Origin of the sequence: Paenibacillus sp. FSL R5-0912 (assembly GCF_000758605.1) — a bacterium.
Classification (GTDB): Bacteria; Bacillota; Bacilli; order Paenibacillales; family Paenibacillaceae; genus Paenibacillus_AQ.
In genome coordinates this window covers 6,974,062-6,989,037 of record NZ_CP009282.1, presented here as the reverse complement: position 1 = coordinate 6,989,037, position 14,976 = coordinate 6,974,062, and the positions used below count along the sequence as shown (strand labels likewise).

Genomic DNA, 14,976 nt, shown 5'->3' with positions numbered 1-14,976 from the left:
CTATTTTGAAAGGAGATCCATTTCATGTCAAGAGAGTTCTCCTTAAAAAATACACGTAATATCGGGATCATGGCACATATTGATGCTGGTAAAACTACCACTACTGAGCGGATTCTTTTCTACACAGGCCGTACGCACAAAATCGGTGAAGTTCACGAGGGCGCTGCTACAATGGACTGGATGGAACAAGAGCAGGAGCGCGGAATTACGATTACTTCCGCTGCTACGACCGCTGCATGGAAGGGCCACCGCATCAATATTATTGATACCCCTGGGCACGTTGACTTCACTGTTGAAGTTGAACGTTCCCTTCGTGTATTGGATGGGGCAGTTGGTGTATTTAGTGCGAAAGAGGGCGTAGAGCCTCAGTCCGAAACCGTATGGAGACAGGCTGACCGTTACGGCGTTCCCCGTATCGCTTATGTGAACAAAATGGATATCATCGGTGCAGACTTCCTGAACGTTATCGACAGCATGCGTGACCGCCTGCAAGCCAACGCAATTGCAATTCAATTGCCAATTGGTGCCGAAAACGACTTCATTGGTATCATTGACCTTGTTGAGCAAAAAGCTCACATGTTCAAGGATGACCTGGGACAAAACATCGAAGTTACTGATATTCCTGCTGAATACTTGGGACAAGTTGAGGGACTGCGTCTCGAGTTGATCGAGAAGGTTGCAGAACTTGACGAAGATCTGACTATGAAGTATCTGGAAGGCGAAGAAATCACAGTGGATGAGATTAAGGCAGCATTGCGCAAAGGCGTATGTGATGTTAAAATCTTCCCTGTAATTGTCGGATCCTCCTACCGTAATAAAGGTGTTCAGCTCATGATGGATGCTGTTGTTGATTACTTGCCATCCCCACTGGATGTACCTGCTATTCAAGGTCATCTGGATGACGGTACAGAAGCGGTTCGTCACTCTTCGGACGAAGAACCATTCGCAGCACTGGCATTTAAAATCATGACAGACCCTTATGTAGGTAAACTTACGTTCTTCCGCGTATACTCCGGTGTACTGGAATCCGGTTCTTATGTAGTTAACGCTACAAAGAACAAACGTGAGCGTATCGGCCGTATCCTGCAAATGCATGCGAACAGCCGCCAAGAAATCTCCATTGTGTATTCCGGTGATATCGCGGCAGCCGTTGGTCTGAAGGACACAAGTACCGGCGATACCCTTTGCGATGAGAAACATCCGGTTATCCTGGAGTCCATGAACTTCCCTGATCCGGTTATCGAAATCGCAGTTGAACCAAAAACCAAAGCTGACCAAGATAAGCTCGGCGTAGCTCTCGGAAAGTTGACTGAAGAGGATCCTACTCTTCGTGCTCACACTGATGAAGAAACTGGCCAAACGATCCTGGCAGGTATGGGTGAGCTTCACCTGGATATTATCATCGACCGTATGCGCCGCGAATTCAAGGTAGAAACCAACGTGGGTAAACCACAGGTTGCTTACCGTGAAACATTCAAAGCACCAGCACGTGTTGAAGGTAAATTCGTTCGCCAATCCGGCGGTCGCGGTCAGTATGGTCACGTATGGGTTGAATTTGAACCTCTCGAGCCTGGTACTGGCAGCAAGTTCGAAAGTAAAGTTGTCGGTGGTTCTGTTCCTAGAGAATACATCGCTCCTGCACTTGCCGGTATTGAAGAGCAAATGAAAAACGGCGTTATTGCAGGCTTCCCGCTTGTTGACGTTAAGGCTACCATCGTAGATGGTTCCTATCATGATGTTGACTCCAACGAAATGGCGTTCAAAATCGCCGGCTCGATGGCACTCAAAGCAGCTAAAGACAAGTGTAAACCTGTCCTGCTCGAGCCAATCATGAAAGTGGAAGTAACTGTTCCTGAGGAATACATGGGCGATGTAATGGGTATGTTGAACTCCAGACGCGGACGGATCGAAGGTATGGATTCCCGTGGCGGTGCGCAAATTATCCGTGCAAAGGTACCTCTTTCCGAAATGTTCGGATACTCCACAACACTTCGTTCCGGTACTCAAGGACGCGGCGTATTCTCAATGGAACTTTCTCACTATGAAGAAGTACCTAAATCCATTGCTGAAGAAATCGTAGCCAAGAACAAAGGCGGAGAATAATCATCATTTTTAACTTGCCGTCCGGGTATATCACATAAGTCATCTAAGAATTGCATGTAGGCGGGCGGCTCAAATATAAGGAACCCCACATTAAGGAGGAACTGTTCAAATGGCAAAGGCAAAGTTTGAACGTAACAAACCGCACGTTAACATTGGTACTATTGGTCACGTCGACCATGGTAAAACAACTCTGACTGCTGCAATCACTACTGTATTGTCCAAGAAATACGGTGGCGCTGCTGTAGCATTCGACCAAATCGATAAGGCTCCTGAAGAACGCGAACGTGGTATCACTATCTCCACTGCTCACGTTGAATATGAAACTCCTAATCGTCACTACGCTCACGTAGACTGCCCTGGACACGCCGACTATGTTAAAAACATGATCACTGGCGCAGCGCAAATGGACGGAGCTATCCTGGTTGTATCCGCAGCTGATGGCCCTATGCCACAGACTCGTGAACACATCCTGCTGTCCCGTCAAGTAGGCGTTCCTTACATCGTTGTATTCTTGAACAAATGCGACATGGTTGAAGACGAAGAGTTGCTTGAACTGGTTGAAATGGAAGTTCGCGACCTGCTGAGCGAATATGACTTCCCAGGCGATGATACTCCAATCATCCGTGGATCTGCTCGTGAAGCTCTGCAGAACCCTGAAGGCGAATATGCACAGAAGATCGTTGAAATGTTCGAAACGATCGACACGTACATCCCGCTTCCAGAACGTCAGACTGACAAACCATTCTTGATGCCTGTCGAAGATGTATTCTCCATCACTGGCCGCGGTACTGTGGCAACTGGTCGTGTAGAACGCGGAACAGTTAAAGTCGGAGAAGAAATCGAAATCGTTGGTATTCACGAAGAAAAGAAAAAATCCGTTGTTACAGGCGTTGAAATGTTCCGTAAATTGCTCGATTCCGCACAAGCGGGCGACAACATCGGCGCATTGCTGCGTGGTGTAGACCGTAACATGATCGAGCGCGGCCAAGTATTGGCTAAGCCGAACTCCGTTAACCCACACACAGAGTTCACTGCTCAGATCTACGTTCTGACTAAAGAAGAAGGCGGACGTCACAAACCATTCTTCACTGGTTACCGTCCACAGTTCTACTTCCGTACAACTGACGTAACTGGCATCATCAACCTGCCAGAAGGTACTGAAATGGTTATGCCTGGTGACAACATCACTGTAACTGTTTCCCTGATCTCCCCAATCGCTATTGAAGAAGGTACTAAATTCTCCATTCGCGAAGGCGGACGTACAGTTGGTGCCGGTTCCGTAGCTTCCATCCAGAAATAATTCGTCTCTATCCGTTAGGATAGATCCGGAATATAAGTCAGGGCCCCTTCATTATGAAGGGGCCCTGTTTTTATTGCAGGCTGTAGGATCTAGATTTCTTTGGCATAGGCCGGACTCGGCAGCTTGGACAGAATGACATGCAGACTGGAAGGGGAAGAGCTGTCATTAGTGTAGGCAAAAGATTCATCTCCGGCGATATAGATAGTCTCTCCTTCAATAAGGGGCTGCACGGCTTCATTTACATGAATGGTTCCATTTCCTTTTAAAGCAAGGATATATACATCCGCTCCAGGATGCTTATGAACAGGCAATTTTTGACCCGGCATGAAATTAAGCACGAATACAACACTTTCACCTTGCTGGAAGAGGATTTTCTTTGTAAAACGTTCCTCCTGATACTGCAGCACGTCAGCTAAACTTTTCTTTTCCATTAGATAATCCCTGCTTTCATAATTATAAATTTATCCATCTCAATTTCATCCTTTAAAGCTTAACTTCGTATTCACAGTGCTCATGACCGGTAACGTTGCATTTGATCTCTTTAACAGAGACCTTACGGCCGAGAATCTTGCCGAGTGCCCCTTCAAGAATCGCTCCCTCTAAGTCACATACCATTTTCTCTTCTTCGAGAGTTGGCAGTCCTTTGCAAAAGCAATCCTCTACAGCAATATTGATCTTACGGTTATCAGAATGAACAATCCGCGGAATACCGATTTTGAGCTCTTCAAACATCTGTAGAAGATCATCAACAGAGTTTACAGGCAGGCTTTCACCAATCTTTCTGCCAATGGTAAGCGTAGTCCCTTTTCCTCCAAGGGGAAGTCCCTGGTTCAGTCCAATCAGACGTATGGTACGGAACAACTCAAGGGGCACCGTATTACCAAGGGTACTCCTATCAATCTGACGCATATCTTCAAATGAATACTGCAGCAATTACTCCAACTCCTTTACTCTCTCTATAATTCTATTGTAATGATAAGCCGGTGAAGATTCCTTGATGCAGATCAAGTTTTTGAGAAATATGTGTTTCCAGTCACCCGCCGGAATCCGGAATTTTGATATGTTAGAGTCAGCTATAAGGAAGGGTGAAGGATCATGAGCTGTCCTACCTGCAATTCGCATGCCTGTGTACGTCAGGTTCCCGTATTTCGGAGCTTGTCTGATGAGGAATTAGTGATGGTCGAATCGATTACAGAGACCCATAACTATAAAAAAGGAAGTCAAGTGTGCAGAGAAGGGGAGCCGTCTGAAGCATTGTTTGTAGTAAAAAGCGGTCTCATCAAGCTGACTCAGAACAGTAAGGATGGAAAGCAGCATATTGTCCGTTTTCTTTTCCCGGGTGATTATTTCGGCCAGTTTGCCTTACTCCATAATAAAAATAATGATGTAACGGCAGAGGTGATTGAGAGCGGAGAGGTATGCCGGATGCACCGTAAAGACTTTATTCCCTTGCTGGAGCAGAATGCAGGTCTTGCCTTTAGCTTCCTTATGTCTGTTAGCGAGCAGCTGCATCAGGCCGAGGAGGCTGCTGGGGCATTGCACATGTTTGAGGTTGAGAAGAGACTGGCCAGGCTGTTGGTATACCTGTATACAAGGAATCTTGCCGAATCGGCAGTGACTGTACAATCCTTAGGACACTCCGTAGATTTGCCGTCAGCCCAAAAAGAAGTAGCAGCCATGATTGGAACTACGGCAGAAACTCTAAGCCGCAAACTGAATAAACTGGAAGCATTGAAGATTATCGCTATGCATAAAAGAACCGTAAATATTCTTGAGCTGGAAGCTCTTATTCAGATTGCAGAAATCAGAGATTGAACTACTAATCTGGGGAAATGTCCTTTTTCATTTATGCATGGTCTGACTTCAAAGAATACCAATGAGGAATCTCCCGCCGCTCCATCAATGGACATCAAAAGCTTTGCACCCGCTACCACAGAGATGTTTCATACCCCTGACGGGCATGATGATTTGAACAAGCAAATGCGAATGATCGATTTAACTGAGGAAGATTTAAGACTCCTGCGCCTGATGAAACCTGTTGTAGAACAGAGAATCGACGATATCACAAATCAATTCTATAATACGGTTCTTGGAGTCAACAAACTGGAAGCAATTATTCTGGAACACAGCAGTATTGATCGCCTTAAAAAGACTTTGCGTGAGCATATCATCGAGATTTTTGATGGTAATGTTAACGAGGAGTACATAGCCAAGCGGCTAAAAATTGCAAATATTCATAAGAGGATTGGCCTGGAGCCTAAATGGTATCTCTCCGCTTTTCAGAATCTGCAGAATGTGTTCATTACGGCTATTTATAATGAGACACATACAGATGCCGAGAGGATCAAACTGGTCCAGACCGTAACCAAATCGCTTAATCTGGAACAGCAACTGGTCCTTGAGGAATATGAGAAGGAGAACATTAGGGAAAAGGAAGAACAGTATCTGCTGGTTAAGAACGAATTGAAACATAAGATAGCTGAATTCAGCGGAGAGCTGATTGATCTTAGCATAGATACCAACGCCGCTGTGGAGCAGCTGGTGACGAGCAGCAATGAAGTCGACAATACATTCCAGCGAACTGCCGCCTCCGCTCTGGAGTCACAGGGGAAGGCCAGGGAGGGACATGGACAGCTGATCAACCTTACAGGTCAGATTAATCTTATATATGCGAAATGAGATGGAGCGGTCAGTAAATGAACTGAGCAGTTCGTCACAGAAAATCCGTAAAATTGTGGCGGCTGTTCAGGATATTGCTGACCAGACTCGCCGAAGATACCAAGAACACGGTGGTCTGGATCGGTGAACTGACCCTTCAGTCCAGCTCTCTTACGTCGTAGGTTGTTGGGGAGATCCGCAAAGTTCAGGAGCTGTCGAAGAGCGGTAAACACCAGTCCCTCGAGACTAGCAGGCTCTTCAGTGATATTGTAGACTCCATGCAGACGAGTACACAGAGAATTGTTACGGTAGAGGAAGAGATCAAGGTGCTCATTCAGACCATTGAAGGTATTGGTTCTGCAACTGCGCAGACAGCAGCTTCGGCAGGACAATTCAAATCTGCGACGGATAATTTATAGACGGAGCTATTTATATAGAAGAAAAACGTTATATTGCAGCTCGTAGTGTGCATTTCTGAACAAGAAAGGCACCTTTTCTATTCTTTTCGGAAAAAGTTGATTTGTTTTTGCAAATCCCCTTGCAATATAGCCGCCTATTATATATAATAATAAATGTTGTTCTGAGACGTTGCGATGATGTGAGAGGTTACTGACACACCCGGCCCCTTTGCCATGAGGTCGACGTCAGAAAATTTTCACGGAGTATGTCCGATAATAAATTGGGCGATAGAAGGAGGGACTAAAATGGCAAAGCAAAAAATTCGTATTCGCTTGAAAGCATACGACCACAGAATTCTTGATCAATCCGCAGAGAAAATCGTTGAAACAGCAAAACGTTCGGGTGCTGGTGTATCCGGGCCGATCCCGCTGCCAACTGAGAAGCAAATCATTACTATTCTCCGTGCGGTACACAAGTACAAGGATTCCCGTGAACAGTTTGAGCAACGGACTCACAAACGTTTGATCGATATTGTGAACCCAACACCACAAACTGTGGATGCCTTGATGCGCTTGGATCTACCGTCCGGTGTAGATATCGAAATCAAATTGTAATTTCATTATTAAGCAACTAGGAAAAGAAAAGAGGTGTCAACATTGAAAGGTATCTTAGGAAAAAAACTCGGTATGACTCAAGTGTTTACTCCAGAAGGTAACGTAATCGCGGTTTCTGTTATCGAAGCTGGCCCTTGTGTGGTACTGCAAAAGAAAGACCTGAATATCGACGGATATGAAGCAGTGCAGTTGGGCTTTTCCGATAAAAAGGAAAGTCGCTCCAACAAGCCTGAACAAGGTCACGCCAAAAAGGCAAACGCAACACCTAAGCGCTACGTTCGCGAAATTCGCGGTGTTGACCTCGGGTCACTCGAGGTTGGACAAGAGCTTAAGGCTGACATCTTCGCAGAAGGCGAATTTGTTGACGTAACAGGTACTTCGAAGGGTAAAGGCTTCCAGGGTAACATCAAACGCTGGGGACAAAGCCGCGGACCAATGGCACACGGATCGCGCTACCACAGAAGACCAGGCTCCATGGGTTCCATTCAAGCTAACCGTGTTCCTAAGGGCAAACGCCTGCCAGGACATATGGGTCACACGACTATAACGGTTCAAAAGCTTGAAATCATCCGAGTTGACGTAGAACGTAATGTATTGCTGGTTAAAGGCGCGATTCCGGGCCCTAAAAACAGCTTCGTGAAAGTTAAACAAACCGTTAAGAAATAATCTCTGAAGAAAGGAGGAACATGAAATGCCAAAAGTAACACTTTATAATATTAGTGGTAACGAAGTTGGCGAAGTTGAACTGAGTGATTCAGTTTTCGGTATTGAACCGAACGTACATGTGCTGCATGAAGCTGCACTTATGCAGAGAGCTTCCCTTCGTCGTGGTACACACAAAGTAAAAGGACGTTCTGAAGTGCGTGGCGGCGGACGTAAGCCTTGGAAACAAAAAGGTACAGGTCGTGCTCGTCAAGGCTCCATTCGTTCACCGCAATGGAAAGGCGGCGGCGTAGTCTTCGGACCAACACCACGTAGCTATTCCTGGAAACTGCCTAAGAAGGTTCGCCGGTTGGCCATCAAATCCGCGTTGTCCTCGAAAGTACTTGAGAATGACATCATCGTTTTGGATAGCTTGACTATGAGTGCTCCGAAGACGAAAGAATTCGCAGCTATTCTGAACAACCTGAAGGTTGGTACAAAAGCATTGATCGTAGCTCCTAGCTATGATGACAATGTAGCACTTTCCGCTCGTAACATCCCTGGGGTGAAATTCGTAGCGGCTGACGGCATCAATGTTCTTGACGTACTGACGTACGACAAACTGATTATCACTAAAGAAGCAGTTCTGAAGGTAGAGGAGGTGTTCGCGTAATGAAAGATCCGCGTGATATTATCAAGCGTCCGGTGATTACGGAACGCACATCCGAATACATGAGCGAATTGAAATACGCTTTTGAAGTGGATATCCGTTCTAACAAGACCGAAATCAAAAAAGCTGTTGAAGCTATTTTTAAAGTTAAAGTTGTTAGTGTGAACACAATGCGCGTACCTGGCAAACTGAAACGTTACGGCAAATATTCCGGTTACACTCCGGAGTGGAAAAAAGCCATCGTTAAGCTTAGCCCGGACAGCAAGCCGCTCGAATTCTTTGAAGCGGTAGAATAATACTCTTAAAGTAAGGAGGAAACTATAGTGCCAATCAAAAAGTACAAACCGACCTCTCCGGCAAGACGCAACATGTCTGTGTCTACGTTTGAAGAAATCACAACAAACCAGCCAGAGAAATCGTTGCTTTCTCCGCTGTTCAAACATGCGGGACGCAACAACCAAGGTAAAATTACGGTTCGTCACCACGGCGGCGGACACAAACGTAAATACCGTATCATCGACTTCAAACGGACTAAAGACGGCATACCAGGTAGCGTTGCTACAATCGAGTATGACCCGAACCGTACTTCCAATATTGCTTTGATCCACTATGCTGATGGAGAGAAACGTTATATTATCGCTCCTAAAGGCCTTAAAGTTGGGGATAAAGTTGAGTCCGGCCCTGCTGCGGATATCAAAATTGGTAACAGCCTTCCGCTGATCAACATTCCGGTAGGTACAATTATCCACAACATCGAGTTGAAACCAGGTAAAGGCGGACAATTGGTTCGTGCTGCTGGTACTGAAGCTCAGTTGCTGGGTAAAGAAGAAAAATACGTATCCGTTCGTTTGAACTCCGGCGAAGTTCGCAGAATCCTCAGCGTATGCCGCGCAACCATCGGATCCGTAGGTAACGAAGATCATGAATTGATCAAGATTGGTAAAGCCGGACGCAGCCGCTGGCTAGGACGTCGTCCTGAAGTTCGCGGTGTTGTCATGAACCCTAACGATCACCCACACGGTGGTGGTGAAGGCCGTGCTCCAATCGGACGTAAATCGCCAATGTCACCTTGGGGCAAACCAACCCTTGGCTACAAAACGCGTAAGAAAAACAAAGCATCTGATAAATATATCGTTCGTCGCCGCACAAAATAAGACGCTTCAGGCAAGTTAGATTAGCGCGAAGCGTCGATTCGCGGTTTGAAGAACCGGATGAAGGGAGGATTCACACATGGGTCGCAGTTTAAAGAAGGGGCCGTTTATTGATGGCTACCTGCTGAAAAAAGTTGAGGATTTGAACGAGGCAGATAAGAAAGTTGTAGTTAAAACTTGGTCCCGTCGCTCAACCATTTTCCCTCAGTTTATCGGACATACGTTTGGTGTATATGACGGCCGCAAACACGTGCCTGTATACGTAACGGAAGATATGGTAGGTCACAAGTTGGGCGAGTTCGCGCCAACACGTACTTACAAAGGCCACGCGGGTGACGATAAGAAAACCAGAAGATAATTAACGTCTTCGTTTGAAAGGAGGGAAAACAATGGAAGCAAAAGCACATGCAAGATCGGTGCGGATTTCCGCTCGTAAAGCGAAACTGGTTGTTGACTTGATTCGCGGCAAGCAAGTGGGGGAAGCAATTGCAATTCTTCGCCACACTCCGAAATCCGCTTCTCCGGTTGTTGAGAAGCTACTGAACTCGGCGATTGCGAACGCTGAGCATAACTACTCTTTGGACGTGAACAGCTTGTTCGTAAGCGAAGTTTTCGTTAACCAGGGTCCAACTATGAAACGTTTCCGTCCGCGCGCCATGGGCCGCGCAAGCCGGATTAACAAACGTACCAGCCACATTACTTTGGTGGTATCTGAGAAATAAGGAGGGATAACACGTGGGTCAAAAGGTAAATCCAGTCGGACTCCGAGTCGGTATTATTCGCGATTGGGAATCTAAATGGTATGCAGGCAAAGATTTCGGTACTCTTTTAATGGAAGACGTCAAAATCCGGGAATACCTTAAAGGCAAGTTGAAGGATTCCGCTGTTTCCCGCATTGAAATCGAAAGAGCGGCAAGCCGCGTGAACGTTACAATTCACACTGCTAAACCTGGTATGGTAATTGGTAAAGGCGGAGCAGAAGTGGAAGTACTTCGCAGCGCAGTTACAACTATCGCCGGTGGCAAAAAAGTACACATTAACATCAATGAAATTAAACACCCTGAACTGGATGCAATTCTGGTTGCTGAAAGCATTGCACAACAATTGGAACGTCGCGTATCGTTCCGTCGTGCACTGAAACAAGCTATTCAGAGAACTATGCGTTCCGGCGCAAAGGGAATTAAAACTCAAGTAGGCGGACGTCTTGGCGGCGCTGAGATTGCCCGTTCAGAAGGTTATAGCGAAGGAACAGTTCCACTTCATACGCTTCGTGCTGATATCGATTACGGAACAGCTGAAGCACATACAACTTACGGCCTGATCGGCGTAAAAGTATGGATCTACCGTGGAGAAGTTCTTCCCCCAGCTAAGAAACAAGCTGCTCAGGAAGGAGGCAACTAATCATGTTGGTACCAAAGCGCGTTAAACACCGCAAGCAACAACGCGGTCACATGAAGGGTATGGCAAAAGGCGGTACAGAATTGAACTTCGGCGAATATGGTTTGCAGGCACTGGAACCATCGTGGATCACTAACCGTCAGATCGAAGCTGCCCGTATTGCAATGACACGTTACATCAAACGTGGCGGTCAGGTTTGGATCAAGATTTTCCCAGATAAGCCTATTACTCAGAAGCCTCTCGAGGTTCGTATGGGTAGTGGTAAAGGTAACGTTGAGAAGTGGGTAGCGGTAGTAAAACCGGGCAAGATTATGTTCGAACTCGGAGGCGTGTCGGAAGAAATCGCTCGTGAAGCGATGCGTCTTGCCGCTCACAAGCTGCCTGTAAAGACTAAGTTTGTGAAACGTGAAGAATTGGGTGGTGAAGCAAATGAAAGCTAATGAACTTCGCAACTTAACCACTGCCGAGATTGAACAAAAGATCGCTGGATTCAAAGAGGAACTTTTCAATCTCCGTTTTCAATTGGCAACTGGCCAACTGGATAACCCGACTCGGATTCGTGACGTGCGCAAGGAAATAGCTCGTGCTAAAACCGTTATCCATCAAAGAGTACTTGGGATCAGTTAAGTGACCGCGGATTCTTAATCCGTAATCAGGAAGGAGGCTAACTATGAGCGAAGAACGTAATGCACGTAAAGTGCTGACCGGTAAAGTAGTCAGTGATAAAATGGATAAAACCATCGTAATTGCTGTTGAAACCTATAAAAAGCACAATCTGTATCACAAACGCATCAAGTCCACGAAGAAATTCAAGGCACATGATGAAGAGAATGTAGCTAAAATTGGTGATGTCGTGAAAGTCATGGAAACTCGTCCATTGTCCAAAGACAAACGGTGGAGACTGGTTGAAGTGGTAGAAAAAGCGGTAATCATCTAATACAAAGCTGAACCCTTTCCGGAAGGAGGAAATTAATAATGATTCAACCATTTACACGTTTGCATGTGGCTGACAACTCTGGTGCGAAGGAACTGATGTGTATCCGCGTACTAGGTGGTACTGGACGCCGTACAGCAGCAATCGGCGATTTGATCGTTTGTTCCGTTAAACAAGCAACACCAGGCGGCGTTGTCAAAAAGGGTGATGTTGTTAAAGCGGTAGTTGTTCGTACGAAACGTTCTGTACGCCGTAAAGATGGATCTTACATCGCATTCGACGAAAACGCAGCTGTTGTTGTAAAAGACGACAGAAGCCCGCGCGGAACACGTATCTTCGGACCAGTTGCTCGCGAACTTCGCGACAAGGACTACATGAAGATCGTTTCCTTGGCACCGGAAGTAATCTAATAAATCGAGCCGGTCTCGGTTTTAATTGAAAAGGTCAGTTATAGGAGGTGTAATAAATGCCTAGAGTGAAAAAAGTTCTGGAATCCCATAACAATAAACTGCACGTGAAGAAAGATGATGTGGTACTTGTGATCAGCGGGAAAGACAAAGGTAAAAAAGGCCGTGTCATCGCTGCTTATCCTCGTGAAAACCGCGTTCTGGTAGAAGGCGTGAACATGGTGAAAAAACACCAGAAGCCGAACCAGTTGAATCCACAGGGTGGAATCATCGAGCAAGAAGCTTCGATTCATGTGTCCAACGTAATGCACATCGATCCGAAGAGCGGTAAAGTAACACGTATTGGCTACAAAGTGCTCGATAACGGTAAGAAGGTTCGGGTAGCAAAACGATCCGGAGAGATTATCGACTAATACAGTCCTAAAGAAAGGAGGTAAATCTTCATGGCAGCAAGAATGAAAGAACGTTTTCTGAATGAAATTACACCTGCTCTGATGCAGAAGTTTAACTATACTACTGTTATGCAAGTGCCTAAGATCGAGAAGATCGTCATCAACATGGGTGTGGGTGACGCTGTTCAAAACTCCAAAGTACTTGATGCTGCAGTTAATGACATGCAATTGATCACTGGTCAAAAGCCAGTTATCACTAAAGCAAAGAAATCCATCGCCGGTTTCAAACTGCGCGAAAATATGCCGATCGGGGTTAAAGTAACACTGCGCGGCGAGCGTATGTATTACTTCCTGGATAAATTGATCAACGTAACGCTTCCACGCGTACGTGACTTCCGTGGTATTTCCAACAAAGCCTTTGATGGCCGTGGTAACTACACACTGGGTCTTAAAGAGCAATTGATCTTCCCGGAAATCGAATATGACAAAGTGGATAAAGTCCGCGGTATGGACATCGTTATTGTAACGACTGCAAAGACGGACGAGGAATCCCGTGAGCTGCTGAATCAGCTGGGAATGCCTTTCACAAAATAAGAATCATCCATTTCTCCGAAAATGTTTAGGAGGTGTCAGTCTAAGTGGCAAAGACTTCAATGAAAGTTAAACAACAACGCGAGCCTAAGTTCAAAGTACGTGCATATACACGTTGCGAGCGTTGCGGTCGTCCACATTCGGTATTGCAAAAGTTCAAAATTTGCAGAATTTGTTTCCGTGAATTAGCTTATAAAGGCCAGATTCCTGGCGTGAAAAAAGCAAGTTGGTAAGAAGTTTATAAACGGGAAGGAGGTTTACACACATGACTATGTCTGATCCTATTGCAGATATGCTTACTCGTATTCGTAACGCCAACACTGTGCGTCACGAGACAGTAGAAATGCCTGCTTCTACTATGAAGAAACAAATCGCGGACATCTTGAAACGTGAAGGTTTCATCCGTGATGCTGAATTCGTTGAAGATAGCAAACAAGGGATTATCCGTATTTTCTTGAAATACGGCCCGAACCAGGAGCGCGTTATCTCTGGTCTGAAAAGAATCAGTAAACCAGGTCTTCGCGTTTACACGAAGAGCAATGAAGTGCCTCGTGTACTCGGTGGTCTGGGAATCGCGATTATCTCCACATCTAAGGGAGTTATGACCGACAAAGAAGCTCGTCAATCAAAATCCGGCGGAGAAGTTGTCTGCTACATTTGGTAATAAACGTCACAAGATAAGGAGGTGCAACACATGTCTCGTATTGGTCGCAAACCAATCGCAGTACCTAGCGGTGTAGATGTCACTTTGGACAACACCGTTATTACAGTAAAAGGTCCTAAAGGCACTTTGACTCGTGAGCTTCATAAAGACATGAAGATTACAGTTGAAAATAACGAAATCACTGTTGTTCGCCCGTCGGACAACAAATTGCATCGTTCACTTCACGGCACAACCCGCTCCGTTGTCAACAACATGGTGAGTGGTGTGACTGAAGGTTTCTCGAAATCTCTGGAGCTGGTTGGGGTCGGATATCGTGCAAGCAAATCCGGAGATAAAATCGTACTGAACGTTGGTTACTCCCACCCGGTTGAAATTACACCGGAAGCGGGCATTGAGTTCGATGTTCCTGCGAACACGAAGATCATCGTTAGAGGTATCGATAAAGAACGCGTAGGCGCTTATGCTGCCAAAATCCGTTCCGTACGTGAACCAGAACCGTACAAAGGTAAAGGTATCAAATATGAAGGCGAGCGTATCATCCGCAAGGAAGGTAAAGCTGGTAAGAAGAAATAACCAGCTCTACCTAAATTGTAAGATACCCCGTGCATCTTAAAGTGAAGCTGTTTACGGCAAACTGAAGGGAGTGAAAGGGAAGTCATGATTACAAAAGAGGATAAAAACAAGGCTCGTCTCAAAAGACACCTGCGTGTTCGTAAAAAGATCCAGGGTACTACTGAGCGTCCACGTTTGAACGTGTTCCGTTCTTCGAAACACATCTACGCTCAATTGATCGATGACGTGACAGGCGCTACTATCGTATCCGCCTCCACTCTGGATAAAGAATTGAGTGCTACAATCGGAAATGGCGGCAGCGTTGAAGCTGCAGGCAAAGTAGGTCAATTGATCGCTGAGCGCGCTAAAGAAAAAGGTTATGCAGTGGTTGTATTTGACCGCGGTGGATACTTGTACCATGGACGGATTCAGGCTTTGGCTAACGCAGCACGCGAAGCTGGTCTTGAATTCTAGAATATTTCTTAAAAGGAGGTTAACGAC

Annotated in this window: 25 protein-coding genes; 23 read left to right on the top strand and 2 right to left on the bottom strand. The window is 45.9% G+C overall.

What is annotated here, in order from left to right; translation table 11 throughout:
- Window positions 1-24: 24 nt before the first annotated feature.
- Both fusA and tuf read left to right on the top strand, forming a co-directional pair.
- The gene (fusA, locus tag R50912_RS29700) at window positions 25-2,103 is read left to right on the top strand and encodes an elongation factor G (protein ID WP_042239988.1); all 2,079 of its coding nucleotides are present in this window, start codon (window positions 25-27) and stop codon (window positions 2,101-2,103) included.
- A gap of 109 nt (window positions 2,104-2,212) precedes the next feature.
- Window positions 2,213-3,403, top strand: coding sequence for an elongation factor Tu (tuf, locus tag R50912_RS29695; RefSeq protein WP_039298612.1), 1,191 nt, complete (start codon window positions 2,213-2,215; stop codon window positions 3,401-3,403).
- 89 nt (window positions 3,404-3,492) lie between these two features.
- Here tuf and R50912_RS29690 read toward each other — a convergent pair whose 3' ends face one another.
- Together R50912_RS29690 and R50912_RS29685 are read right to left on the bottom strand one after the other, a co-directional pair.
- Complete coding sequence (locus R50912_RS29690) at window positions 3,493-3,834, bottom strand: cupin domain-containing protein (RefSeq protein ID WP_042239986.1); 342 nt, start codon at window positions 3,832-3,834, stop codon at window positions 3,493-3,495.
- A 52-nt stretch (window positions 3,835-3,886) separates the two neighbouring features.
- Window positions 3,887-4,336, bottom strand: a complete 450-nt coding sequence (locus R50912_RS29685; protein WP_231637732.1) for a V4R domain-containing protein — start codon at window positions 4,334-4,336, stop codon at window positions 3,887-3,889.
- Window positions 4,337-4,579: 243 nt separating this feature from the next.
- Between R50912_RS29685 and R50912_RS29680 the strand changes: the two genes are divergently transcribed.
- From R50912_RS29680 to rplR, 21 genes are all read left to right on the top strand, one after another.
- Window positions 4,580-5,218, top strand: a complete 639-nt coding sequence (locus R50912_RS29680) for a Crp/Fnr family transcriptional regulator (protein ID WP_052416756.1) — start codon at window positions 4,580-4,582, stop codon at window positions 5,216-5,218.
- 87 nt (window positions 5,219-5,305) lie between these two features.
- A complete protein-coding gene (locus tag R50912_RS29675) occupies window positions 5,306-6,082 on the top strand; it encodes a protoglobin domain-containing protein (RefSeq protein WP_042239982.1) in 777 nt (258 codons plus the stop codon).
- Window positions 6,083-6,339: 257 nt separating this feature from the next.
- Window positions 6,340-6,480: a hypothetical protein gene (locus R50912_RS35405; RefSeq protein WP_156123403.1), complete on the top strand. Its 141-nt coding sequence runs from the start codon at window positions 6,340-6,342 to the stop codon at window positions 6,478-6,480.
- A 285-nt stretch (window positions 6,481-6,765) separates the two neighbouring features.
- Window positions 6,766-7,074, top strand: coding sequence for a 30S ribosomal protein S10 (rpsJ, locus tag R50912_RS29670; RefSeq protein WP_017692074.1), 309 nt, complete (start codon window positions 6,766-6,768; stop codon window positions 7,072-7,074).
- Window positions 7,075-7,116: 42 nt separating this feature from the next.
- Window positions 7,117-7,740 (top strand): 50S ribosomal protein L3, encoded by a 624-nt coding sequence (gene rplC / locus R50912_RS29665; RefSeq protein WP_036692386.1) that lies wholly within the window; start codon window positions 7,117-7,119, stop codon window positions 7,738-7,740.
- Window positions 7,741-7,765: 25 nt separating this feature from the next.
- Window positions 7,766-8,389: a 50S ribosomal protein L4 gene (gene rplD / locus R50912_RS29660; protein WP_042239980.1), complete on the top strand. Its 624-nt coding sequence runs from the start codon at window positions 7,766-7,768 to the stop codon at window positions 8,387-8,389.
- Window positions 8,389-8,682, top strand: a complete 294-nt coding sequence (gene rplW, locus R50912_RS29655; RefSeq protein WP_039298634.1) for a 50S ribosomal protein L23 — start codon at window positions 8,389-8,391, stop codon at window positions 8,680-8,682. Before rplD ends, rplW begins: the two co-directional genes overlap by 1 nt.
- Before the next feature lie 27 nt (window positions 8,683-8,709).
- Window positions 8,710-9,540 carry a 50S ribosomal protein L2 gene (rplB, locus tag R50912_RS29650; protein ID WP_039298637.1) on the top strand — a complete coding sequence of 277 codons (831 nt, stop codon included), beginning with the start codon at window positions 8,710-8,712 and terminating at the stop codon, window positions 9,538-9,540.
- A gap of 76 nt (window positions 9,541-9,616) precedes the next feature.
- Window positions 9,617-9,895, top strand: a complete 279-nt coding sequence (gene rpsS, locus R50912_RS29645; RefSeq protein WP_039298640.1) for a 30S ribosomal protein S19 — start codon at window positions 9,617-9,619, stop codon at window positions 9,893-9,895.
- A gap of 31 nt (window positions 9,896-9,926) precedes the next feature.
- Window positions 9,927-10,259, top strand: coding sequence for a 50S ribosomal protein L22 (gene rplV, locus R50912_RS29640; RefSeq protein WP_036680546.1), 333 nt, complete (start codon window positions 9,927-9,929; stop codon window positions 10,257-10,259).
- A 13-nt stretch (window positions 10,260-10,272) separates the two neighbouring features.
- The gene (gene rpsC, locus R50912_RS29635) at window positions 10,273-10,938 is read left to right on the top strand and encodes a 30S ribosomal protein S3 (protein WP_039298645.1); all 666 of its coding nucleotides are present in this window, start codon (window positions 10,273-10,275) and stop codon (window positions 10,936-10,938) included.
- A 2-nt stretch (window positions 10,939-10,940) separates the two neighbouring features.
- On the top strand, window positions 10,941-11,375 hold the full coding sequence (gene rplP / locus R50912_RS29630) for a 50S ribosomal protein L16 (protein ID WP_039298647.1): 435 nt from the start codon (window positions 10,941-10,943) through the stop codon (window positions 11,373-11,375).
- Entirely contained in the window at window positions 11,365-11,562 is a 198-nt protein-coding gene (gene rpmC / locus R50912_RS29625) for a 50S ribosomal protein L29 (protein ID WP_019908232.1), read from the top strand. The genes rplP and rpmC overlap by 11 nt, the downstream gene beginning before the upstream one ends.
- A gap of 43 nt (window positions 11,563-11,605) precedes the next feature.
- The gene (gene rpsQ, locus R50912_RS29620; protein WP_039298654.1) at window positions 11,606-11,872 is read left to right on the top strand and encodes a 30S ribosomal protein S17; all 267 of its coding nucleotides are present in this window, start codon (window positions 11,606-11,608) and stop codon (window positions 11,870-11,872) included.
- Between the two features lie 38 nt (window positions 11,873-11,910).
- A complete protein-coding gene (gene rplN / locus R50912_RS29615; protein ID WP_019908234.1) occupies window positions 11,911-12,279 on the top strand; it encodes a 50S ribosomal protein L14 in 369 nt (122 codons plus the stop codon).
- A gap of 56 nt (window positions 12,280-12,335) precedes the next feature.
- Entirely contained in the window at window positions 12,336-12,689 is a 354-nt protein-coding gene (gene rplX / locus R50912_RS29610; protein WP_019908235.1) for a 50S ribosomal protein L24, read from the top strand.
- A 30-nt stretch (window positions 12,690-12,719) separates the two neighbouring features.
- Window positions 12,720-13,262: a 50S ribosomal protein L5 gene (gene rplE / locus R50912_RS29605; protein WP_039298657.1), complete on the top strand. Its 543-nt coding sequence runs from the start codon at window positions 12,720-12,722 to the stop codon at window positions 13,260-13,262.
- A gap of 44 nt (window positions 13,263-13,306) precedes the next feature.
- On the top strand, window positions 13,307-13,492 hold the full coding sequence (locus tag R50912_RS34600) for a type Z 30S ribosomal protein S14 (RefSeq protein ID WP_036589425.1): 186 nt from the start codon (window positions 13,307-13,309) through the stop codon (window positions 13,490-13,492).
- A gap of 32 nt (window positions 13,493-13,524) precedes the next feature.
- On the top strand, window positions 13,525-13,923 hold the full coding sequence (gene rpsH / locus R50912_RS29600) for a 30S ribosomal protein S8 (protein ID WP_019908239.1): 399 nt from the start codon (window positions 13,525-13,527) through the stop codon (window positions 13,921-13,923).
- Window positions 13,924-13,953: 30 nt separating this feature from the next.
- Entirely contained in the window at window positions 13,954-14,496 is a 543-nt protein-coding gene (gene rplF / locus R50912_RS29595; protein ID WP_036692405.1) for a 50S ribosomal protein L6, read from the top strand.
- A gap of 84 nt (window positions 14,497-14,580) precedes the next feature.
- The gene (gene rplR / locus R50912_RS29590; protein ID WP_042140134.1) at window positions 14,581-14,949 is read left to right on the top strand and encodes a 50S ribosomal protein L18; all 369 of its coding nucleotides are present in this window, start codon (window positions 14,581-14,583) and stop codon (window positions 14,947-14,949) included.
- The last annotated feature ends 27 nt before the right edge of the window (window positions 14,950-14,976 follow it).